17 protein-coding genes are annotated in these 21,781 nt (G+C 75.0%); 8 read left to right on the top strand and 9 right to left on the bottom strand.

From position 1 onward, the window contains the following. Positions 1-135 precede the first annotated feature (135 nt). A complete protein-coding gene (locus HL189_RS00230) occupies positions 136-1,056 on the top strand; it encodes an SMP-30/gluconolactonase/LRE family protein (protein ID WP_369131713.1) in 921 nt (306 codons plus the stop codon). A 43-nt stretch (positions 1,057-1,099) separates the two neighbouring features. Here the strand turns inward: HL189_RS00230 and HL189_RS00225 are convergent, their stop codons facing one another. Continuing rightward, on the bottom strand, positions 1,100-2,341 hold the full coding sequence (locus HL189_RS00225; protein WP_369131680.1) for an ABC transporter permease: 1,242 nt from the start codon (positions 2,339-2,341) through the stop codon (positions 1,100-1,102). Next, positions 2,338-3,246, bottom strand: a complete 909-nt coding sequence (locus tag HL189_RS00220) for an ABC transporter ATP-binding protein (RefSeq protein ID WP_369131679.1) — start codon at positions 3,244-3,246, stop codon at positions 2,338-2,340. The genes HL189_RS00225 and HL189_RS00220 overlap by 4 nt, the downstream gene beginning before the upstream one ends. A 169-nt stretch (positions 3,247-3,415) precedes the next feature. Between HL189_RS00220 and HL189_RS00215 the strand changes: the two genes are divergently transcribed. Beyond that, entirely contained in the window at positions 3,416-4,099 is a 684-nt protein-coding gene (locus HL189_RS00215; protein ID WP_369131678.1) for a UdgX family uracil-DNA binding protein, read from the top strand. Positions 4,100-4,141: 42 nt separating this feature from the next. On the opposite strand, the gene HL189_RS00210 is transcribed toward HL189_RS00215, so the two are convergent. The 3 genes from HL189_RS00210 to pdxH are packed head-to-tail and all read right to left on the bottom strand — an operon-like array spanning position 4,142 to position 7,342. Next, the gene (locus tag HL189_RS00210; protein ID WP_369131677.1) at positions 4,142-5,320 is read right to left on the bottom strand and encodes a glucose-1-phosphate adenylyltransferase family protein; all 1,179 of its coding nucleotides are present in this window, start codon (positions 5,318-5,320) and stop codon (positions 4,142-4,144) included. A gap of 46 nt (positions 5,321-5,366) precedes the next feature. Beyond that, entirely contained in the window at positions 5,367-6,698 is a 1,332-nt protein-coding gene (locus tag HL189_RS00205) for an MFS transporter (RefSeq protein WP_369131676.1), read from the bottom strand. Continuing rightward, positions 6,695-7,342: a pyridoxamine 5'-phosphate oxidase gene (gene pdxH, locus HL189_RS00200; protein WP_369131675.1), complete on the bottom strand. Its 648-nt coding sequence runs from the start codon at positions 7,340-7,342 to the stop codon at positions 6,695-6,697. Before pdxH ends, HL189_RS00205 begins: the two co-directional genes overlap by 4 nt. Positions 7,343-7,508: 166 nt before the next feature. Here pdxH and HL189_RS00195 point away from each other — a divergent pair, with 166 nt between their 5' ends. Then, a complete protein-coding gene (locus tag HL189_RS00195; protein ID WP_369131674.1) occupies positions 7,509-8,639 on the top strand; it encodes a citrate synthase 2 in 1,131 nt (376 codons plus the stop codon). Between the two features lie 81 nt (positions 8,640-8,720). Next, positions 8,721-9,836, top strand: a complete 1,116-nt coding sequence (serC, locus tag HL189_RS00190; RefSeq protein WP_369131673.1) for a phosphoserine transaminase — start codon at positions 8,721-8,723, stop codon at positions 9,834-9,836. A 58-nt stretch (positions 9,837-9,894) separates the two neighbouring features. Here the strand turns inward: serC and HL189_RS00185 are convergent, their stop codons facing one another. From HL189_RS00185 to HL189_RS00175, 3 genes are all read right to left on the bottom strand, one after another. Then, positions 9,895-11,385, bottom strand: a complete 1,491-nt coding sequence (locus HL189_RS00185; protein ID WP_369131672.1) for a circularly permuted type 2 ATP-grasp protein — start codon at positions 11,383-11,385, stop codon at positions 9,895-9,897. A gap of 19 nt (positions 11,386-11,404) precedes the next feature. Further along, positions 11,405-13,291: a prolyl oligopeptidase family serine peptidase gene (locus tag HL189_RS00180; protein WP_369131671.1), complete on the bottom strand. Its 1,887-nt coding sequence runs from the start codon at positions 13,289-13,291 to the stop codon at positions 11,405-11,407. Between the two features lie 112 nt (positions 13,292-13,403). Next, complete coding sequence (locus HL189_RS00175) at positions 13,404-15,188, bottom strand: N-acetylglutaminylglutamine amidotransferase (protein WP_369131670.1); 1,785 nt, start codon at positions 15,186-15,188, stop codon at positions 13,404-13,406. A 304-nt stretch (positions 15,189-15,492) separates the two neighbouring features. Between HL189_RS00175 and sepH the strand changes: the two genes are divergently transcribed. The 4 genes from sepH (at position 15,493) to HL189_RS00155 (ending at position 20,850) form a co-directional block, all read left to right on the top strand. Next, entirely contained in the window at positions 15,493-16,434 is a 942-nt protein-coding gene (gene sepH / locus HL189_RS00170) for a septation protein SepH (protein WP_369131669.1), read from the top strand. 110 nt (positions 16,435-16,544) lie between these two features. Next, positions 16,545-18,338, top strand: a complete 1,794-nt coding sequence (locus tag HL189_RS00165; RefSeq protein ID WP_369131668.1) for an ABC transporter ATP-binding protein — start codon at positions 16,545-16,547, stop codon at positions 18,336-18,338. Then, positions 18,335-20,200: an ABC transporter ATP-binding protein gene (locus HL189_RS00160; RefSeq protein WP_369131667.1), complete on the top strand. Its 1,866-nt coding sequence runs from the start codon at positions 18,335-18,337 to the stop codon at positions 20,198-20,200. Before HL189_RS00165 ends, HL189_RS00160 begins: the two co-directional genes overlap by 4 nt. Positions 20,201-20,376: 176 nt before the next feature. After that, positions 20,377-20,850, top strand: coding sequence for a general stress protein (locus tag HL189_RS00155; protein ID WP_369131666.1), 474 nt, complete (start codon positions 20,377-20,379; stop codon positions 20,848-20,850). A gap of 71 nt (positions 20,851-20,921) precedes the next feature. On the opposite strand, the gene HL189_RS00150 is transcribed toward HL189_RS00155, so the two are convergent. After that, a complete protein-coding gene (locus tag HL189_RS00150; RefSeq protein ID WP_369131665.1) occupies positions 20,922-21,734 on the bottom strand; it encodes a TrmH family RNA methyltransferase in 813 nt (270 codons plus the stop codon). Between the last annotated feature and the right edge of the window lie 47 nt (positions 21,735-21,781).

Raw genomic sequence — 21,781 nt, 5'->3', positions numbered from 1 at the left:
CGGGCGACTCAGAGCACAAGCATCTGAGGAACCTGCTCGCCGCTGAGGCACAGAGCCGTACTGATGCGGTCCTAGGAAGGTGCGGGGGCGGGTGTGACGGCCGGTCGGCCTGGGGAGGATGCCGCCGTGCTGAGAATGCAGGCGACCGCCGCCGACCCCGCGCCCGCCGAGCACGGCGAGGGGCCGGTCTGGGACGGTGCGGAGCTCCTCTGGGTGGACATCACCGCGGGCCTGGTGCGGCGCGGCAGCGTGTCGGCGGACGGCGCGGTGACCGAGCGGGCCGCGCACCGGGGCGGGGACACGGTGGGCGTGGTCGTCCCGGCCACCGCGGGTGGCTGGCTGCTCGGCGCCGGCGGCGGCTTCACGCACCTCACCCCGGACGGTGAGGCGCGTGTGCTGGTGGAGCTGGCCGGTGAGGGCGGCTCCGCCGAGACCGGGGGCACCCGGATGAACGACGGCGCGTGCGACCGGGCCGGCCGGTTCTACGCCGGGACGATGGCCTTCGACGAGCGGCCCGGCGCGGGCGCCCTCTACCGGCTGGACACCGACGGGACGGTCACCACCGTGCTCGACGGGCTCACCGTCTCCAACGGCCTCGGCTGGTCGCCCGACGACCGCACCGTCTACCTGTCCGACTCCGGCGACGCGGTGGTGTGGGCATTCGACCACGACCTGGCGACCGGGGAGTTCTCGCAGCAGCGGGAGTTCCTGCGCTTCGACGGCTCGCACGGCGTCGCCGACGGGCTCACCGTCGACGACGAGGGCTGCGTCTGGACCGCGCTGTGGGGCGGGGGCGCGGTGCGCCGCTGGTCGCCGGACGGCGAGCTGCTCGCGGTGGTCGACGTCCCCGCGGAGAACACGAGCAGCTGCTGCTTCGCCGGTCCGGGACGGGACGTGCTCGTCGTCTCCACCTCCCGGCAGGGACTGGACGACGCGGCGCGGGCGGCCCAGCCCGACGCCGGCCGGCTGTTCACCGCGCGGCCGGGGGTGGCGGGGCCGCCGGCGTTCCCCTACCGCGGCCCGGTCTCGACGCAGCGGACCCCCGGGACCAGCTGACGCGGTCCGGGGGTCCCTGTGCTCGTCCCGAGGACGGGTCCTCCTAGCGCTCGGCGCGCAGCGCCTCGCGGTAGGAGACCTTGCCGCCGGTGCGCAGCAGCGCCCCGGAGTAGACCCGGCCGCCGATCCGGATGACCACGGCGATCGCCAGCAGCATCAGCACGATGGCCACGCCGACCTCCCACCAGGCCGCCTCGCCGGCCGCCTGGCGCACGGGCATCACCATCGGCGAGATCCCGGGGATGAGCGAGGTGACCCGGGCCAGCGTCCCGCCCGGGCTTTGCGCGGCCTGGATGCCGATGAGGAAGCCGACCACCAGCAGCATGGACGCCGGGGTGATCACGCTGCCCAGGTCCTCCTGCCGGCTGACCAGCGACGCCGCCGCGGCGAACACCGCCGCGTAGAAGGCGTAGCCGAGGACGAACCAGGCGATCACGGTGACCACCGGGCCGATGACGTCGCCGGGCAGGTCGACCACGTCGAACGCGAGCGCGCCGACCACGCCGATCACCGCGATGGCGAGGATCTGCGCCAGCCCGAGCAGCCCCAGCCCGATCACCTTGCCGGCGAGCAGGTGCCAGGGCCGCATGGTGGACAGCAGCAGCTCGACGACCCGGCTGGACTTCTCCTCGACCACGCCCTGCGCCACGAACTGGCCGAACAGGATGATCAGGCTGTAGAGGACGATGACGCCGACCACCGCGACGACGGTGGCCTGCACCCGGTCCTCGGTGTCCGGGTCGAGCGTGACGAGCTGCACCTGCGGCCCGGGCTGCAGCTGCACCCCGGCGTCCGCGAGCTGCTGGGCGGTCGACAGCGAGGTCAGCGCCCCCTGGACGAGCGACTGGGCGCCCGCCGTCTCGGTCTTCAGCAGCAGCTGGGGCTGCGCGCCGGAGGGGTCGATGAGGGCGCCGTCGACGTCCTCGTCCTCCACGGCGGCCCGCGCGGCGAGCTCGTCGCCGAAGGGCACCACGGTGACGTCGGTGCCGAACGCCTCGCCCTGCGCAACCAGCGCCTGCTCGACGGCGGCGTCGCCGCCGACGACGGCGATGTCGGTCTCGTCGCCGCCGCTGTTCATGGCGACCTGGAACACGAGCATGCCCAGGATCAGCACGACGAGGACGGCGGACCCGATCAGGAAGCCCTTGTCCCGGACCCGGGTGGAGATCTCGCGGCCGGCCACCAGGCGCACCAGGGCACCCGACGAGGGGGGCCTGGTCGTGTCTGCGGTCTGCACCGTGTCCTCCGTCGTGGCCGTGCCCTGCGGGCTCTGGGTCGTGGTCATGCCGCCACCTCCGGCGCGGTGGAGACGGCGTCGCGGAACAGCTCGACGAGGGTCGGCTCCCGCCAGGCGAAGTGGGTGACCCGGCCGGTGGCCAGCGCGGCGGCGAGCACCTGCTGGTCGTCGGCGCCGAAGCCGAGCTCCAGCACCGTGTCGCCCCGCTGGTAGGAGACCACCCGGACGCCGGGCAGCGGGTCCGCCCAACCGGTGGCGGCGTCGGGGACGACGACGCGCAGCTGCCGGCCGGCGGCCGCCGACCGCAGCTCGGTCACCGTGCCGCTGGCCACGATGGAGCCGCGGGCGAGGATCCCGACCGCGTCGCACAGCCGCTCGACCAGGTCGAGCTGGTGGCTGGAGAAGACGACCGGGACGCCCCGGCGGCACTGCTCGAGCAGCGCCGCGGCCAGCGAGTCGACCCCGACCGGGTCGAGGCCGGAGAACGGCTCGTCGAGGATCAGGACGTCGGGCTCGCTGACCAGCGCGGCGGCCAGCTGGACGCGCTGCTGGTTGCCCAGGGACAGCTTCTCCACCGCGTCGTTGCGGCGCTCGCCCAGGCCCAGGCGCTCGGCCCAGGTGGCGGCGGCCCGGGTGGCGGCCGCGCCGCCCATGCCGTGCAGCCGGGCGAAGTAGGCGAGCTGCTCGCCGACCTTCATCTTCGGGTAGAGGCCGCGCTCCTCGGGCATGTAGCCGATCCGGCGGCGGACGTCGTCGTCGACCGGCCGGCCCTGCCAGCGCACCTGGCCGGCGTCGGGACGGGCCAGGCCCATCGCGATGCGCATGGTGGTGGTCTTGCCCGCACCGTTGGACCCGCAGAAGCCGAACATCTGCCCGGGCGCGACGGTGAAGCTGACCCCCTTGAGCACCTGGTTGTCTCCGTAGGCCTTGTGCAGGTCGTCGATCTCGAGCACTACCCCTCCGCTGGGTCGCTGCGTCACTTTCCGTTGCGGAAAGAGTGCACCATGACTTTCCATCTCGTCAAGAGACTTTCCGCGCGCGCGTCGTCACGCAGGGCCAATTGGACCCGACGGAGTGAGGTCCCAGGCTGCGGACAAACCGGAGATCCGGTGGGATCGCGACATGACCAGCGAGAGCCACCCGGCCCAGCCGCCGGGAGGAGTGGGCCTGGCCGGGCTGCGCGAGGCCGCGGCCGGGTGCCGGGCGTGCGAGCTGTGGGAACCGGCCACCCAGACCGTCTTCGGCGAGGGTCCCGAGACCGCCCGCGTCGTCCTCGTCGGCGAGCAGCCCGGCGACCAGGAGGACCGCAAGGGCGAGCCGTTCGTCGGCCCGGCCGGGCGGCTGCTGGACCGGGCGCTGGCCGATGCCCACATCGACCGGCGGGACGCCTACGTCACCAACGCGGTCAAGCACTTCCGCTTCACGCCGACGCCGAAGCGGCGGATCCACCAGTCCCCCGGCCCCGAGCACCTGCGGGCCTGCCGGCCGTGGTTGGAGGCCGAGTTCGCCGTCCTGCAGCCGGAGGTGGTGGTCTGCCTGGGCGCGGTGGCGGCCAAGGCGCTCATCTCACCGTCCTTCCGGATCACCCGGGAGCACGGGCAGCTCATGCCGTGGACCCCGCCAGGCGTACCCGCCGCCGAGGCGGACCTGCCCGAGGCCGACCAGGACGAGGACGCGCCGCACCAGACGTGGGTCCTGGCGACGACCCACCCCTCCGCCGTCCTCCGCACCCCCGACGAGGGACGGCAGGCCGCCTACGACGCGCTCGTCGCCGACCTCGAGGTGGTCGCCCGCGCCCTCGCCTGACCCCTCCGGGGGCAGAAGTGGCCACTTCTGCCCCTAGGAAGGTCAGCGCTCGGGTTCCGGCAGCCGTCCACCCGGGGCGAGCTCGCTGCCCTCGGCCACCTGCGCCCGCCGGCCGACCAGGGTGATGTCGCCGTCCCCGCCCACGGTGGCGCCCTTCCCGACCTCCACGCCGTCGTCCAGGACGGCGCGGGTGACGGTGGCCCCCGCGCGCACCCGGACGCCGGGCAGCAGCACCGAGTCGACGACGGTCGCCCCCTGCTCCACCACCACCCCGGGCGAGAGCACCGAGCCGCTGACCTGCCCGGCGACCCGGGTGCCGCCGGAGACCAGGCTGCCGTCGACCACCGCGCCGTCGAGGACCCGGGCGGCGCTGTGCCGGCCGCCGCGGGTGTGGATCGGCCAGGACCGCTCGTCCAGGTCGATCGGCGGGTCCGCGGACAGGAAGTCGCGGTGCGCCTGCCAGTACGCCGGCACCGTGCCGACGTCGCGCCAGTAGCCCTCCAGCGGGTACGCCCGGGCCAGGCCCTCCGCCGTCTGCGCCGGGAGCAGGTGGTGCCCGAGGTCCTGCAGCCCGTCCTCCCCCACCTCGCGGCTGAGCGCCTCGAGCCGGTCGAGCGTGGGGGTCGGTGAGAAGACGAAGACCTCGTTGGTCGCCGTGGTCGTCGCCGGCTCGTCGGGCTTGTAGGCGTAGTCGGTCACCCGGTCGCCGTCCACCTGCACGACCCCGTAGCGGGCGGCGTCGTCGGCGGCGACCTCGGTGGTGACCATGGTGACCTCGGCCCCGGAGCCGAGGTGCGCGTCGACGACCGCCCGGTAGTCCAGCTTGTAGACCGCGTCGGCGCTGACCACCACCAGCGCGTCGGGGCCGTGGCCGCGGATCAGCTCGGCCTGCCGCCACAGCCCGTCGGCGGTGCCCTCGGTGAAGCCGGCCCGCTCGCTGGTGGCCTGGAAGGGCGGCAGCACCATCAGCCCGCCGGTGGTGCGGTCGAGGTCCCAGGGCCGGCCGTTGGCGAGGTGCTCGGACAGCGACGTCGGCTGGTACTGCACCGACACCCAGACGTCGGCGATGCCGGAGTGCTGGCAGTTGGACAGCGGGAAGTCGACGAGCCGGTACACCCCCGCGAACGGGACGGCGGGTTTCGCCCGGGTCTCGGTCAGCAGTTCGAGGCGGCCGCCCTGACCACCGGCGAGGACGAGGACGAGGACCCGGGGCAGCGCCATGCACCCCGGCTACCCGCTCAGCAGTGGTCCAAGCGGCAACCGTCGGTCAGTCGGTGGCGGACTCCTGCGCCAGCCGGGCCCGGGCGGCCTCGGCGACCTCCGCCGACCGGGAGGCGCGGAAGGCGGAGAACGACGGGACGGCGAGCGCCACGACCGCCATCGCCACCACGATCACCACACCGCCGGACACCATCGCCGTCGTCACGCCCAGGCTGCTGGCCATGACACCGGCGCGCAGGTCGCCCAGCCGCGGGCCGCCGGCGACGACCACGATGAACACCCCCTGCATCCGGCCGCGCATCTCGTCGGGGGCGGCGGTCTGCAGCATCGACGAGCGCAGCACCGCGCTGACCATGTCCCCGGCGCCGGCCACGGCGAGGCACAGCACCGCCAACCACAGGGACGACGCCAGCCCGAACCCGACGATGGCCACACCCCACACCGCGATCGCGGCCAGGACCACGGCGCCCTGCCGGTCGACCCGGCTCACCCAGCCGGAGGTGAGCCCCATCAGCAGCGAGCCGATCGAGACGCCGGCGAACAGCCAGCCCAGGCTGTTCGCGTCCCCGGCGAACGTGGTCTGCGAGAGTTCGGGGAACACCGCCTGGGGCCAGGCGAAGAGCATGGCGATGACGTCGACGACGAAGGTCATCAGCAGCACCGGCTGGGTGCGCAGGAAGGCGAACCCCTCCCCGACCCCGCGCACCGCGGCACCCAGCCGCAGGGGGCCGGTGACCCCCTCCGGTGGCAGCGGCGGCAGCCCGCGCAGCAGGAACACCGCGGCCACGAAGCCGATCGCGTCGATCGTGTACAGGATCGTCAGGTCACCCAGGCCGATCAGCAGCCCGGCCAGCAGCGGGCCGACGATGACGCCCGCCTGCCGCACGGTCATCGCCAGGGCGTTCGCCGCCGGGACACCGGCCTGGCCGACGATCGCCGGGATCACCGCGCTGCGGGCCGGCTGGTTGACCGCGGCGAAACCCGAGACCGCGGCCGCCAGCACCCAGAGCACCGCGAGGTTCCCGTCGCCGGGCAGCAGCGCCTGCACCGCCAGCAGCGCGCTGGTGACCGCGGCGCCCACCGAGGTGACCACCATCAGGGTGCGGCGGTCCATCGCGTCGGCGATCGCCCCGCCGAGCAGGCCGAAGACGACCAGCGGCACCAGCGCGACCATGGAGGTCACGCCGACCATCAGCGACGAGCCGGTCAGCTGGTAGACCTGGTACGGGACGGCGACCAGCGTCATCTGCTGGCCGAGCATGGTGACCGCGACGCCACCGAAGATGCGGCGGTAGGCACGGTTGCGCAGCGGCGTCGTGTCCAGCGCCCAGCCGCGTCGGCCGCGCACCCGCTCCGGCTCCGCGGGGTCCTTCTTCACGGGGCGAGCCGCTGCACGATCCAGCCGCCGCCCTCCTCGTCATCGCGCACGAACACCAGCCGGTCGTGCAGGCGGTCGTGCCCGCCCTGCCAGAACTCCACCCGCCCCGGCACCACCCGGTAGCCGCCCCAGGAGGCCGGACGGGGCACCGGACCGGGCGGGGTCTCGGCGTCCAGCAGCCGCACCCGCTCGACCAGCTCCTCCCGGCCGTCGACCACCGTCGACTGCAGCGAGGCCGCCGCGGCGAGCTGCGAGCCGCGCGGCCGGGGGTCCCAGAGGGCGTCCGACGCGCTGGGGCCGATCCGCTCCACCGAGCCGGTGATCCGGACCTGCCGCTGCTGCGCGTGCCACGGGAACACCAGGGCCGCGCGCGGGTTCACCGCGAGCTGCGCGCCCTTCGCCGAGGCGTAGCTGGTGCCGAACACCAGGCCGTCGGCGTCGTACCCCTTCATCAGCACGATGCGCGCGTCCGGCGCCCCGTCGGCGTCGGCCGTGGCGACGACCATGGCGTTCGGCTCCGGCAGCTCGGCGGCGACGGCGTCGGCGAACCAGCGGTCGAACTGCTCCACCCAGGTCGGCGCCAGCGTCGCCTCGGAGAAGCCCTCGGCGTCGTAGTCCCTGCGCATGCGGATCAGGTCGGGCACGGCCTGATCCTGACACCGCGCCGCCGGTCGCCGCGCCGCGACCGGCGGGACGTGGCGCCCGTCACAGCCGCCGCCCGGCTGGGAGCCGGCGCGGGCGTGCGCCTAAGTTGTGCTCCGTCATGCGCTGACGAGCGTCCGCCCCACCGCGCGCAGAGGAGCCTGCGAGATGGCCGACGACTTCATCCCGGGTCTGGAGGGCGTGGTCGCCTTCGAGACCACCATCGCCGAGCCGGACCGGGACGGCGGTCAGCTGCGCTACCGCGGGATCGACATCGAGGAGCTCGTCGGCAGGGTCCCGTTCGGCAACGTCTGGGCGCTGCTGGTCGACGGCGCGTTCTGCCCGGGTCTGCCCCCGGCCGAGCCGTTCCCGATCCCGGTGCACACCGGCGACGTGCGGGTCGACGTGCAGGCAGCGCTGGCCATGCTCACCCCCATCTGGGGCTACCGGCCGCTGCTGGACATCTCCGCCGAGGAGGCCCGGGACGAGCTGGCCCGCGCCTCGGTCATGGCGCTGTCCTACGTCGCGCAGTCCGCGCGCGGCCTCGGCGTCCCGGCGGTCCCGCAGCACCGGGTGGACGAGGCAGCGACGATCGTCGAGCGGTTCCTGGTCCGCTGGCGCGGCGAGCCCGACCCGCGCCACGTCGCCGCCGTCGACGCCTACTGGACCTCCGCCGCGGAGCACGGCATGAACGCCTCCACGTTCACCGCCCGGGTGATCGCCTCCACCGGCGCCGACGTCGCCGCCGCGCTCTCCGGCGCGACCGGCGCGATGTCCGGCCCGCTGCACGGCGGCGCGCCGTCCCGGGTGCTGCACATGCTCGACGGGATCGAGCGCGGCGGGGACCCGACGCGGTACGTGCGGGACGTGCTGGACCGCGGGGAACGGCTGATGGGCTTCGGCCACCGGGTGTACCGCGCCGAGGACCCGCGAGCCCGGGTGCTCCGCCGCACCGCGCGGGAGCTCGGCGCACCCCGCTTCGAGGCGGCCCTCGCCCTCGAGCAGGCGGCGCTGGAGGAGCTGCGCGAGCGCCGTCCCGACCGGCCGATCGAGACCAACGTGGAGTTCTGGGCCGCGGTCGTGCTCGACTTCGCCGATGTGCCGACCTCGATGTTCACCGCGATGTTCGCCTGCGCGCGCACCGCGGGCTGGTCCGCGCACATCCTGGAGCAGAAGGACACCGGGCGGCTGGTGCGGCCCTCGGCCCGCTACGTCGGACCGCCGCCCCGCGCACCGCAGGACGTACCGGGCTGGGACACGATCGGGACCCACCCGGTCGGCGCGCCCACCCCCGCCTGACAGAGGACCCCCTGCCCCCACCCCCCGCGAGCTCGGGGCGGGCCCCTGCAGTGGGGCCGACGAATCGAGAGGCAACCCCCCATGAGCATCACCATCCCCACCGACCTGCTGCCGAAGGACGGGCGCTTTGGGTGCGGCCCGTCCAAGGTCCGGCCCGAGGCGCTGCAGGCCCTCGCGGCCGACGGCGCCGCGCTGATGGGCACCTCCCACCGCCAGGCGCCGGTGAAGGGCCTGGTCCGGCGCGTGCGCGAGGGCCTGACCCAGCTGTTCGACCTGCCCGAGGGGTACCAGGTGGTGCTCGGCAACGGCGGGTCCACCGCGTTCTGGGACGCCGCGACCATCGGGCTGGTGCGGCGGCGCAGCGCGCACGGCAGCTACGGCGAGTTCTCCGCCAAGTTCGCCTCCGCGGTCGCCGAGGCCCCGTTCCTCGAGTCGCCGGTGGTCGCCAAGGCCGAGCCGGGGTCGCTCGCGCTGCCCGAGGCGGAGGCCGGCGTCGACGTCTACGCCTGGGCGCACAACGAGACCTCCACCGGGGTCATGGCGCCCGTCGTCCGCCCGGCCGGGGCCGACGGCGACGCCCTGGTGCTCATCGACGCCACCTCCGGCGCCGGCGGGCTCCCGGTCGACGTCGCGCAGACCGACGCCTACTACTTCGCCCCGCAGAAGTCCTTCGCCTCCGACGGCGGCCTCTGGGTCGCGCTGATGTCCGCGGCGGCGCTCGAGCGGGTCGCCGAGATCAAGGCGTCGGAGCGGTGGATCCCGGGGTTCCTCGACCTGTCGATCGCCGTCGACAACTCCAGCAAGGACCAGACGTACAACACCCCCGCGGTGGCGACGCTGTTCCTGCTCGCCGACCAGATCGAGTGGATGCTCGGACTCGGCGGGCTCTCCGGTGCGGTCGCCCGCAGCCAGGACAGCTCCGGCCGGCTGTACGAGTGGGCGGAGAAGACCGCGTACACGACGCCGTTCGTGACCGACCCGGCGCAGCGGTCCCTGGTCGTGGGGACGATCGACTTCGACGAGACCGTCGACGCGGCGCTGGTCGCGAAGACGCTGCGCGCCGCCGGGGTCGTCGACGTGGAGCCGTACCGCAAGCTCGGCCGCAACCAGCTGCGCGTGGGCATGTTCCCGGCGGTCGACCCGGACGACGTCAGCGCCCTGACCGCCTGCATCGAGCACGTCGTCGGCAAGCTGTAAGGCCCCGTCCCGAGGCTCGTCCCGAGCTTGCGAGGGATGAGGAGGACGGGGTCCTTCCTCACCCGGGCAGGATCCAGGTGTCCTTGCTGCCGCCGCCGCGGCTGGAGTTGACCAGGAGCGAGCCCTCCTCCAACGCCACCCGGGTCAGCGGCGCGGGCAGGGCCCGCGTCGCCGTCCGCCCGGCGACGGCGAAGACCCTCAGGTCCGCGCGCCGCGGCACCACCACCCCGTCGACGACGGTCGGCACGGTGGAGAAGTCGACCGGCTCCTGCGCCACGAACCGGTGCGGGGTCGCCGCGACCAGGGCGTGCAGCTCGGCGAGCTCGGCGGCGGAGCAGTGCGGCCCGAAGACGACCCCGGCGCCGCCGTAGCCGTCGACGGGCTTCACCACGAGCTCGTGCAGCCGGTCCGCGACCTCGGCCCGGTCACCGTCGTCTGCCAGCACCCAGGTCGGCACGTCGGCGAGCACCGGCTCCTCGCCGAGGTAGAAGCGGATCATCTCCCGCACGTAGCGGTAGACCGCCTTGTCGTCGGCCACGCCGTTGCCGGGGACGTTGGCCACCGCCAGCCGGCCGGCCCGGACCGCCTCCGCGAGCAGGACGTCGACGGGCGTTCCGAGCGGGGTCAGGTGCGCGGCCAGGTCGGCCTCGTCGAAGCGCCGGTAGAGGACGTCGACCGGCAGCCGCTCCCCCGCCACCTGCACGGCCAGCCCGCCGCTCGGCGTGGGCCACAGCGTCGACGGGGTGGCGACCGGCACGCCCATCGCCTCGGCGAGCAGCCGGTGCTCGAACCAGGCGGTGTTGCCCGGGCCGTCGCTGAGCAGCGCCACCTGCGGGGTGCCCGTGCACGCGGGAGGCGCCGCGTCGGCGAGCGCGGCCCGCAGCAGCGCCACCGCCTCACCGGGGTCGACCAGGCCCGCGGCCTCGGCCGGACCGTAGAGCTGCGGCAACGCCGCCCGGCCGCTGTCCCGGTTGGCGAGCGCGTAGCCGATGCCGGAGGGGACCCGCAGGTTGTCCTCCAGCACCACCCACCCCCGCGGCCCGTGCAGCAGGTCCAGCCCGGCGACGGTGATCCGCTGCTGCCCCGGCCCGGCGAACCCGACGGCGGCCGGCCGGTTGCCGGGGCTGGCGGTGACCACCCGCTCAGGCACCAGCCCGGCCCGGACGATGTCCGCGTGCGGGTCCGGGTCGGTGCGCCGCCGTCCGCCCTTGCGGTAGACGTCGGCCACGAACGCGTTCAGCGCCCGGGTGCGCTGCTCGACCCCGGCCGACAGGTGCGCCCAGTCCTCGGCCGGCACCACGCGGGGCACCGGGCAGAGCGGGAAGGCCCGCTCGACCATCCGGCCGTCGACGAAGGAGCCGAAGACCACCCCGCGGACCCGGCGCTCCTGGGCCATCGCGCCGGACGTCGCCGTGAGGCCGACCCCGCCCAGCTCCTGGAGCACCCGGGCCACCGGCCCGTAGGCCGCGCGGACCCGGCCGTCGGCGTCGACGGCCTCGTCGCGGGCGGCGCCCGGATACCGGGCGAAGACACCGGCCGCGTCGGTCATCGCGATCGGGCCGAAGGGGTCACAACCAGCGATCGAACCACTCGACGACCCGCTCGGACAGGGCGAGCAGGTTCTCGCGTCCCACGATCGTGTGGCCCTCCCCCCGCAGGAGGAGCAGCTCGGCGGGAGCGCCGCGGGCGGCGAGCGACTGGTGGGCCTGGACCGACTCCAGGACCGGCACGTTGGTGTCCCGGTCGCCGTGGGTGAGCAGCACCGGCGCGGTGATCCGGTCCAGGGTGGTCATCGGCGACAGCCCGGCGAGCAGATCCCGGTCGGTCACCGGATCGCCGTACTCGGTCACCGACGCGGCGGCCATCCACGGCTCGGTGCCGGCGAAGAACGTCCGCAGGTCGCTCATCCCGGCCAGGGTCGCGCCGGCGGCGAACAGGTCCGGCCAGCGGGTCAGCGCGACCAGGGTGAGGTAGCCGCCGTAGGACCAGCCGTGCGCACCGATCCGGCCGGGCAGCGCGATGCCCGCGGCGACGAGGTGCTCGACGGTGGCGACGACGTCGGTGAACGACCCCTCCCGCGCGGCCAGGTCGTCGGCGGCCATGAACGCGCGGCCCCGCCCGCCCGAGCCGCGCACGTTGGGCCCGAAGACGGTGAGCCCGGCGGCGACCAGCGACTGGGCCACCTGGTGGAAGTCCGGCCGCTCCTGCCCCTCCGGTCCGCCGTGGAACGTGACCACCGTGCGGTTGGGCCCGTGGACCCCGGGCGGGGTGTACAGCCAGCCCTCCAGCTCGGTGCCGTCGTGCGCGGCGTACCGCTTCAACCGCGGGGTGACCAGCAGCCGGGGGTCGGGCCAGCGCGGGGTCGAGGGCAGCGGGGCGCGGTTGGTTCCGGCGTCGTCCAGCGGGACCGGCCACAGCGCCCGCGGCGCGCCCGGTCCGGTGAGCTCGGCGAGCAGCGTGCGCCCGTCGGAGGACAGCGACCAGCCGGGCATCACCGGCTGCGGCAGCGGGACCGCGTGCCGCAGCGACCCGTCGGCCAGGTCCCGCACCTCCACCTCGGTGACGCCGCCGGCGTTCCACACGCACAGCACCGTGCCGTCGGCGCGGACCGCGTAGGCGTCGAGGTCGGCGTCCGGGCGGGACACCAGCGTCTCGGCCGGTCCCGGCACCCGGTGCTCGTCCAGCGGGACCCGCACCAGCCCGGCCCGGTCGCTGCCGGGCAGGCCGGGCCGGGCCGGCAGTGCGGCGCGCAGGAACAGGGAGCGCAGGTCGGGGGCGAACCGGCCGTCCTCGGACGCCGCTCCGCCGGGGGCGCCCGGCGGGATGGCCGGCCGCTGCTCCCCGGTGGCGACGTCGATGAGCACCACGTGCCGGTGCCCCCGCGTCCCGCGGCGGGCGAGGACGGTGCGCTCGTCGGCGGAGACGGCGGTGACCGCGAGGAAGCCGCCCGACGCCAGCGTGCGCTGGCGCCCGCTCGCCACGTCGACCAGCACGACGTCGGCGTCGGGCCCGTCGCCGGGAGCGATCGAGCAGACGTAGTGGCCGGGGGCCGCGGTCCAGCCGCCGGCGAAGACGGTGGCCCGCGGGTCCGCCCCGGCCACCAGGTGCCGGTCGCTGCCGTCGGGGCGCACCGCCCACAGCTGCGCGCAGATCGAGCCACCGGGGCTCACCAGGTAGGCCAGCCACTCGCCGTCCGGCGACCAGGCGACCGAGACGACCTCCTCGTCCGGTCCGGACAGCACCGCGGGCGGGGTCTGCTGCTCCAGCGTGGCCAGCTCCAGCCGGGGCAGCCCGGACCGGTCGCTGACGTAGGCGACCCGGTCGCCGGTGGGCGCCAGGGTGGGGCACCAGGCGCCGGAGGCGCCGGCGATCTCGGCGATCGCGAGGCGGACCTCCATCGACAGCCCGGCGGCGCGCGCGGCGGAGGTCGGGTGGTCGGCCACCAGGTCGGTCATGGCACCTCCTCGTCTCGGGATGGGCCCACGAGCCCTCGGGAGGACGTCGTCGTCCGTCGGGATCGGCAGTGTGGCGCGGCAGCCTGACAGGTCCGCCCCGGCACTGTCGACGTCAGCGGATCCCGTGCCGCTGCAGCCAGAGCTCGAGCAGCCCGATCTGCCAGAGCTGGTTGGCGCCCAGCGTGGTGCGGTGGGCGTTGGGCTGGGCCAGGAGCCGCTCGACGTAGTCGGCGCGGAACAGGCCCCGCTCCTGCGCCTCCGGGGCGTGCAGCGCCGCGCGCACCGTCTCCAGGTAGTCGCCCTGCAGGTCGATGATCGCCGGCACCGGGAAGTAGCCCTTGGGCCGGTCGATCACGTCGGCCGGGATCACCGCGCGGGCGGCGTCCTTGAGCACGCCCTTCCCGCCGTGCGCCAGCTTGAGCTCCGGGGGGACGGCGGCCGCCAGCTCGGCGAACTCGTGGTCGAGGAACGGCACCCGCGCCTCCAGCCCCCACGCCATCGTCATGTTGTCGACCCGCTTCACCGGGTCGTCGACCAGCATGATCGTGGAGTCGAGCCGCAGCGCCTTGTCCAGCGTCGTCTCGGCGCCCGGCCGGGCGAAGTGCTCGGCGACGAACTGCCGGCTGACGTCCTCCCCGGTCAGCCACCGGTCGGACAGGATGCCGGCCAGCACGTCGTGCGGGCGGTCGACGAACACCTCCGTGTAGGCGTCGACCGCCCGCTCGACCGGCACGCCGTCCAGCGGCGGGTACCAGTCGTACCCGGCCATCACCTCGTCGGCGCCCTGGCCGCTCTGCACCACCTTGACGTGCTGGCTGACCTGCTGGGACAGCAGGTAGAAGGCGACCGCGTCGTGGCTGACCTGCGGCTCGCTCATCGCGCCGATCGCGCCGTCGAGTCCGGCGTGCACGTCGGCGCTGGGCACCATCAGCCGGTGGTGGTCGGTGGCGAAGGTCTCGGCGATGACGTCGGAGTACACGAACTCGTCGCCCGACCGCTCCCCCACCGCCTCGAAGCCGATGGAGAAGGTGGCCAGGCCCCGCTGCCCCTCCTCGGCGAGCAGCCCGACGACGAGGCTGGAGTCCAGGCCGCCGGACAGCAGCACCCCGACCGGGACGTCGGCGACCATCCGCCGGCGCACCGCGATCCGCAGCTGCTCGAGCACCCGCTCCTGCCACTCGACCGGGTCGAGGCCGGCGAGGTCGGGACGCCGCTCGTGCACCGGGCGCCAGTACTCCCAGTTCGACTCCCGGCCGTCGGGCTCGTACGTGCGCACCGTCGCCGGGGGCAGCTTGCCGACGCCGCGCAGGATCGTCCGCGGCGCCGGGACGACGGCGTGGAAGGACATGTAGTGGTGCAGCGCCACCGGGTCGATGCTCGTGTCGACGCCGCCGGCGCGGACCAGCGCCGGCAGCGAGGAGGCGAAGCGCAGCCGGCCGGGGCCCCGGCTGAGGTAGAGCGGCTTGATGCCGAACCGGTCGCGGGCCAGGACCACCCGGCCGGTGGCCCGTTCCACCACGACGAAGGCGAACATGCCGAGCAGGCGCTCGACGCAGGCGGCGCCCCAGCGGTGGTAGGCCTTGAGCACAACCTCGGTGTCGGAGGTGGAGAAGAAGCGGTAGCCGAGGCCCTGCAGCTCCGCCCGCAGCTCCTTGTAGTTGTAGATGATCCCGTTGAAGACCATGGTCAGCCCGAGCTCGGCGTCGACCATCGGCTGGGCGCCGGCGTCGGTCAGGTCGATGATCTTGAGCCGCCGGTGGCCGAGCGCGACCGGGCCGGCCTGCCACCCGCCGGAGCCGTCGGGTCCGCGCCGCTGCAGCTGGTCGCACATCGCCGCGACGGCGGCCATGTCGGCGACGCCGCCGTCGAACCGGATCTCACCGGAGATGCCGCACACGAGCACTCCTCCTCGTCCTGGTGCGGCGCCGCGCTGCGCCGGACATCGGTCCCACCATCCACCGTGGGTGTTTCCGGCACGTGACCTCCGGCCTGTCCCGGGGACCGGAGGTGGCCATTGTCTCGGGAGCCCGCACGCCGTGCGACCGCGCGCTCGCCCGGCGTCCGGCACGGCGGGGCGCCCGTTGTCGAGCCGACGCGCCGCACCGGGCGTGTCGGCCGCCCGGGTCGACGGCGCGCCGATAGCGTGGGCGCTGGTCCGCCTTCCCGGTCCGCACCGAGCCACTGCTGGAGGTCGCCCGCTCATGCGCGCTCTGCGCCTCGTGGCGCTCTCCGACGACGGCCGGCGCCTGGTGCTGACCCTCGACGAGCCCGGGTCCGACGAGGACGGCGAGCGGTTCGAGCTGCCCGTCGACGACCGGTTGCGGACCACCCTGCGCGTCGACCCGAAGCCCGGCCGGCCCTCCCCGGAGTCGAGCGAGGCGCTGCCGCCGCGGCTGATCCAGGCCCGGATCCGCGCCGGTGAGACCCCCGAGCAGGTCGCCGCCGCGTCCGGCACCAGCGTCGAGCGGATCATGCGCTTCGCCCACCCGGTGCTGCAGGAGCGCGAGCGGGTCGCCGAGCAGGCCCGCGACGCGCGGGTGCGGCTGAGCGAGGGGACCCCCGGCGTCCCGCTGGAGCAGTTCATGGCCGAGCGGCTGCGGCTGCTCGGGGCCGACCTCGACGCCGTCAGCTGGGACGCGCACCGCAGCGACGACGGCACCTGGCACGTGCGCGCGGCCTGGCGGGGCGGCCACAAGTCGGGCACCACCCGCTGGAGCTACGACATCCCCGCCAAGACCGTCACGCCGATCGACGCGACGACGTCCGACTTCGCCGAGGGCACCCGGCTGGTCCGGGTGGTCCCGGACGTCCCCGCCGGGCTGCCGGCCGCCCCGGTCCACCGGCGCGGCATCTCCGTGCTGGGCGCGCCGGCCGAGGTCACCGAGGCCGGGGACCTCGTCGAGGAGGAGCTCGGCTCCGCGGACGACGTGACCGACGTCGTCCCCTCCGACGGCACCCCGGTCGAGCCGGCCGAGGGCGGCCTCGACCACCCCGACCCGTACGGCTCCCCCTACGACGGCGTCGACCCGGACACCCAGGACACCGTGGTGCTCGGCCGGCTCTCCGACGTCGAGGAGGAGGACCCCCGCGCCCGCATCCCGGCGTGGGAGGACATCGTCTTCGGGGTGCGTCGCCACCGCTGAAGGACCTCCCTGCTCCCCACCCCTCGCAAGCTCGCGGCGGGCCCCTGCAGGGAGGCCACCGGCGTAATTCGTTCGGACCGTCGCCTCCCCCGGCTTAGCCTCGGCTGACCATGACCGAGACCGCCGCCCCGCCGGGAAGGGTGCGGGGGCGGCTCTCGGCGCTGGCGCGGCTCTGGCCGTTCGCCCGCCCCTACCGCGGCCTGCTGCTGCTCACCTTCCTGGGCGCGCTGCTGGCCACGCTGGCCCAGCTGGTCGTCCCGCTGGTCACCGAGGCGGTCGTCGACGGGCCGATCGCCGACGGCGACCGCGCCGGCCTGGTCCCGCTGCTGGCGCTGGCGCTGGTCTTCGGGCTGGCCGAGGCGGCGCTGTTCTTCCTGCGCCGCTGGGCGATGAACGTCAGCTGCCTGCAGATCGAGCGGGACCTGCGCGACACCCTGTACCGGCGGCTGCAGCGGCTGCCGGTCGCCTTCCACGACGGCTGGTCCTCGGGGCAGCTGCTGTCCCGGGCGACCTCCGACGTGACCACCGTCCGGCGGTTCGTCGGGTTCGGCGCGGTCTTCCTCGTGGTCAACCTGGTCACCTGCGTCGTCGTGAGCGCGATGCTGGTGCTCGCCCACTGGCCGCTGGGCGTGGCGGTGCTGGCCACGAGCCTCCCGCTGGTGCTCGTCGGGTCGCGCTGGGAGGCGCGGTACAACGAGCAGTCCCGGCGGGTGCAGGACGAGCAGGGCGACCTCGCCACCGACGTGGAGGAGGCCGTCCAGGGCGTCCGGGTGGTCAGGTCGCTGGGCCGCAGCGGGCTGGTCTTCGGGCGGTACGACCGCAAGGCGGTCCGGCTGCGCGAGCTCGAGCTCGGCAAGGTGCGCACCCTGGCGCTCATCTGGTGCCTGTTCGAGTTCCACCCGCAGGTCACGCTGGCGGTCATCCTGGTCGGCGGCTCGCTGGCCGTGGGCAGCGGAGCGCTGACCGTCGGCGGGCTGGTCGGCTTCGTCGCGCTCTTCACCGTGCTGCTGTGGCCGATCCTGTCGCTGGGCTTCCTGCTCGCCCAGGCGCAGGAGACCGCCAGCGCCTGCGACCGGATCGGGGAGCTGCTCGACGCCCCGCTGACCGTCACCGACCGTCCCGGCGCGGTGCCCCGGCCGGTCGGCACCCCGGCGCGGCTGCGCTTCGAGCACGTCGGCTTCCGCTTCCCCGGCGCGGGCTCCCCGGTGCTCACCGACGTCGACCTCGAGGTCGCCCCCGGTGAGACGGTCGCCCTGGTCGGCGCCACCGGCTCGGGCAAGACGACGATGACCTCCCTGGTCGCCCGGCTGCAGGACGTCACCGGTGGGCGGGTCACGCTCGACGGGCACGACGTCCGCGACCTGCCGCTCGCCCAGCTGCGCAGCGTGGTCGCGACGGCGTTCGAGGACGCGACGCTGTTCTCGATGAGCGTCCGGGAGAACGTGGCCCTCGGCCGGCCGGACGCGACCGAGGAGGAGGTCGCCGAGGCGCTGCGGGTGGCCCAGGCGGAGTTCGCGCACGAGCTGCCCTGGGGGCTGGACACCCGGATCGGCGAGCAGGGCCTGTCGCTGTCCGGCGGTCAGCGCCAGCGGCTCGCGCTGGCCCGGGCGGTCCTCGGCCGGCCGTCGGTGCTGGTCCTCGACGACCCGCTGTCGGCGCTGGACGTGCACACCGAGGCCCTGGTCGAGCGGGCGCTGCGCGAGGTCCTCGCCGCGACCACCGCGCTGGTGGTCGCCCACCGCGCCTCCACGGTGCTGCTCGCCGACCGGGTGGCCCTGCTGGAGCACGGCCGGATCACCGCGGTCGGGCGGCATCCGGACCTGCTCGCCGAGGTGCCGGTCTACCGGGAACTGCTGGCGTCGCAGTCGGAGCTGGCCGGCGCGGGCGAGGGAGGACGGGGATGACCACGCCCGGCTCCGGAGCGGCCGGGACCACGGGGCACGGCGCGCCGGCCGACGCGCACGCCGACTGGCGGGGCGTCGCCACCGAGGACGCCGACGAGCTCAGCGCCTCGGCGAGCTCCTTCCTGCGCGGCCGGTCCCGGCGGCTGCTCGGCGAGCTGCTGCGCCCGCACCGCCGCGCGCTGTGGGCGCTGCTGGCCGTGCTGACCGCGCAGAACCTGGCCTGGCTGGCCGGCCCGTTCCTCGTCGGGGTCGGCATCGACTCCGCCGTCCCGGCGCTGCTGGCCGGGGACGCCGGGCCGCTGGTCTGGGTGACCCTGGCGATGGTCGGCGCCGCGCTGGCCGACACCGGGCTCCGCTACGTGTTCCTGATGGGCTCCGGCCGGGTCGGTCAGGAGGTGCTGCTGACCCTGCGGCGGCGGGTGTTCCGGCACGTGCAGCAGCTGCCGCTGTCCTTCCACGAGCGGTACACCTCGGGGAAGACGATCAGCCGGCTGACCAGTGACGTCGAGGCGCTCGCCGAGCTGCTCGACGAGGGGCTCGACGGGCTGCTGACCGCGCTGTTCAGCGTGCTCGCGATCGGCGTCGTCCTGCTGGTGCTCGACCTGCCGCTGGGGCTGGTCGCGCTGCTGGGCTTCCCGCTGCTGTTCCTGCTCGCCCGCTGGTTCCAGCGCAGCTCGACGGTCGCCTACCGGCGCACCCGGCAGACCGTGGCCGCGCTGATCGTGCAGTTCACCGAGACCTTCGGCGGCATCCGGGCCGTGCAGGCGTTCCGCCGGGAGGGCCGCAACGACCAGCTGCACGCCGCGCTGAACGAGGACAACCGGCAGGCCCACCACCGGGCCTTCTGGCTGGTGGCGGTGTTCATGCCGGCGGTGACGCTGATCGGCAACCTGGTCACCGTCGCGGTGCTCGGCCACGGCGCGCTGCGGGTGATGGACGGCGACCTGGCGGTCGGCGTCCTGGTGTCGTTCCTGCTGTACCTGCGCCGGTTCTTCGACCCGCTGCAGGACATCGCGATCTTCTACAACAGCTACCAGTCGGCGAACGCGGCGCTGGAGAAGCTGTCGGGGGTGCTGGAGGAGCGCTCGACGGTGCCCGAGCCCCCCGACCCGGTGCCGGTGCGGGACGCGGCCGGCGAGCTGGTCTTCGACGGCGTGCGGTTCGGCTACGGCGGGGCGACGGTGCTGCCGGGGCTGGACCTGAGGATCCCGGCCGGGCAGACCGTGGCGCTGGTCGGCGTCACCGGGGCCGGCAAGTCGACCCTGGCCCGGCTGGCGGCCCGCTTCCACGACCCGCTGGAGGGCGAGGTCCGGCTCGACGGCGTCCCGCTGCACCGGATCGCCGACGCCGACCTGCGGCGGGCCGTGGTGATGGTGACCCAGGAGGGCTTCCTGTTCACCGGCTCCGTCGCGGACAACATCTCCTTCGGCCGGCCCGACGCCGGCCGCGCGGAGATCGAGGCCGCGGCGCGGGCGATCGGCGCGGACACCTTCATCCGGGCGCTGCCCGACGGCTACGACACCGACGTGCACAAGCGCGGCGGGCGGCTGTCGGCGGGGCAGCGGCAGGTGGTCGGCTTCGCCCGCGCGTTCCTCGCCGACCCGGCCGTGCTGGTGCTGGACGAGGCCACCAGCTCCCTCGACGTGCCCAGCGAGCGGCTGGTGCAGCGGGCGCTGCAGACGCTGCTGGCCGACCGGACCGCGCTGATCATCGCGCACCGGCTGTCCACCGTGGAGATCGCCGACCGGGTGCTGGTGATGGACGCCGGGCGGATCGTCGAGGACGGCCCGCCGGCCGAGCTGGTGGGCGGCGGCGGCCGGTTCGCCGACCTGCACCGCGCCTGGGTCGACAGCCTGGTCTGAGGAAGGCCCCCTTGCCCCCCACCGCTCGCACGCTCGCGGCGGGACCCTGCAGGGAGGCCGACCGACCCGGCTGTAGGAGCCGGTGGAACAGCGCCTTCCCGGTGGTCGTTCCAGGTGGCAGGGCGACGGCCGGGTCCTCCGGTCGTCCCGCCAGACCCTTGCGAACGGAGACGGACGTGTCAGCTTCGGTGTCCATGCCCCTCGGTGGCGTGCAGGTGGGTTCCTACGAGGACTACCAGCGAGCCCAGCGAGCGGTCGACTTCCTGTCCGACGAGAAGTTCCCGGTGGAGAACGTCACGATCATCGGCAGCGACCTGCGGATGGTCGAGCGGGTCACCGGCCGGCTCAGCTGGGGCCGGGCGATCGGCGCGGGTGCCGCCAGCGGCGCCTGGTTCGGCCTGTTCGTCGGCCTGCTGCTGGGCATCTTCGCCCCCGACGGCAGCAGCTGGGTGGGGTCGGTCGTCACCGGCCTGCTCATCGGTCTGGTGTTCGGCGCGGTGTTCGGCGCCGTCGGCTACTCGGCCACCCGCGGCCGGCGCGACTTCACCAGCACCAGCCAGGTGGTGGCCGCCCGCTACGACCTGATGTGCAACCCGCAGTTCGCCGAGCAGGCGCGCGCCGCGCTCGCCCGGCTCTCGCTCCGCGGCTGATGAAGGACCCCCTTGCCCCCCACCGCTCGCACGCTCGCGGCGGGACCCTGCAAGGGGGCCGCTCCAGCACGTCACGACCGCAGGGCGGCGAAGGCGACCGCGGCGGCGGCGGCCACACCGAGGGAGTCCACGCCGCTGCTCATCGGGATCCGCGCCCGCACCCGCGCGGCGGCCTGGGTCTCAGGGGTCAGCCCCGGCCCCTCCGCACCGAGCAGGACGGCGGTGCGCGGGTGCGCCACCGGGTCGACCGCGGCCAGGTCGACGGCGTCCTCGGCCGGGGTGAGCGCCACGGTGAGGTAGCCGGCCGCGTGCAGGCGGGCCAGACCGCCCGGCCAGTCCGGCAGGACGGCGAACGGCAGGGCCAGGACGTGCCCCATGGAGACCCGCACCGCCCGCCGGTACAGCGGATCGGCGCACTGCGGGTCCAGCAGCAGCCCGTCGACCCCCAGCGCGACCGCGGAGCGGGCGATGGAGCCGAGGTTCTCGTGGTCGTTGAGCGCCTCGAGCACGGCCAGTCGCCGCGGTGCGGCGGGGTCCGGCCCGGTGAGCAGCGCGTCCAGGTCGGCGGGCGGGCGGCGGTCGGCCGAGGCCACCACGCCCCGGGTGAGCCGGAAGCCGATGACGTCGGAGACCACCCACTTGTCCGCCTCGTAGGCCGGGACGCCGTCGGGCAGGTCCAGCGCGGCCACCCGGCCGGGGACGCCGAACACCGCGCGCACCCGGTACGGCGAGGCCAGCAGCCGCTGCACGGCCGGCACGCCCTCCACGATGACCGGTCCGGTGCCCCGCTCCGTGCCGGGACGGCGGTCCCCGGCCACCAGGTCGCGGAAGTCGGCGACCCGCTCGTCGGCCGGGTCGGTGATCAGCTCGGGCTCGACGGGCACGCCGACGATCATCCCGGTCGCCCGGCGGGCGGTACCGGACGGGGACC

The organism is Modestobacter sp. I12A-02662 (genome assembly GCF_041028325.1).
In the GTDB taxonomy this organism is placed as follows: domain Bacteria; phylum Actinomycetota; class Actinomycetes; order Mycobacteriales; family Geodermatophilaceae; genus Modestobacter.
This window is presented reverse-complemented; position numbering and strand designations above follow the sequence as displayed.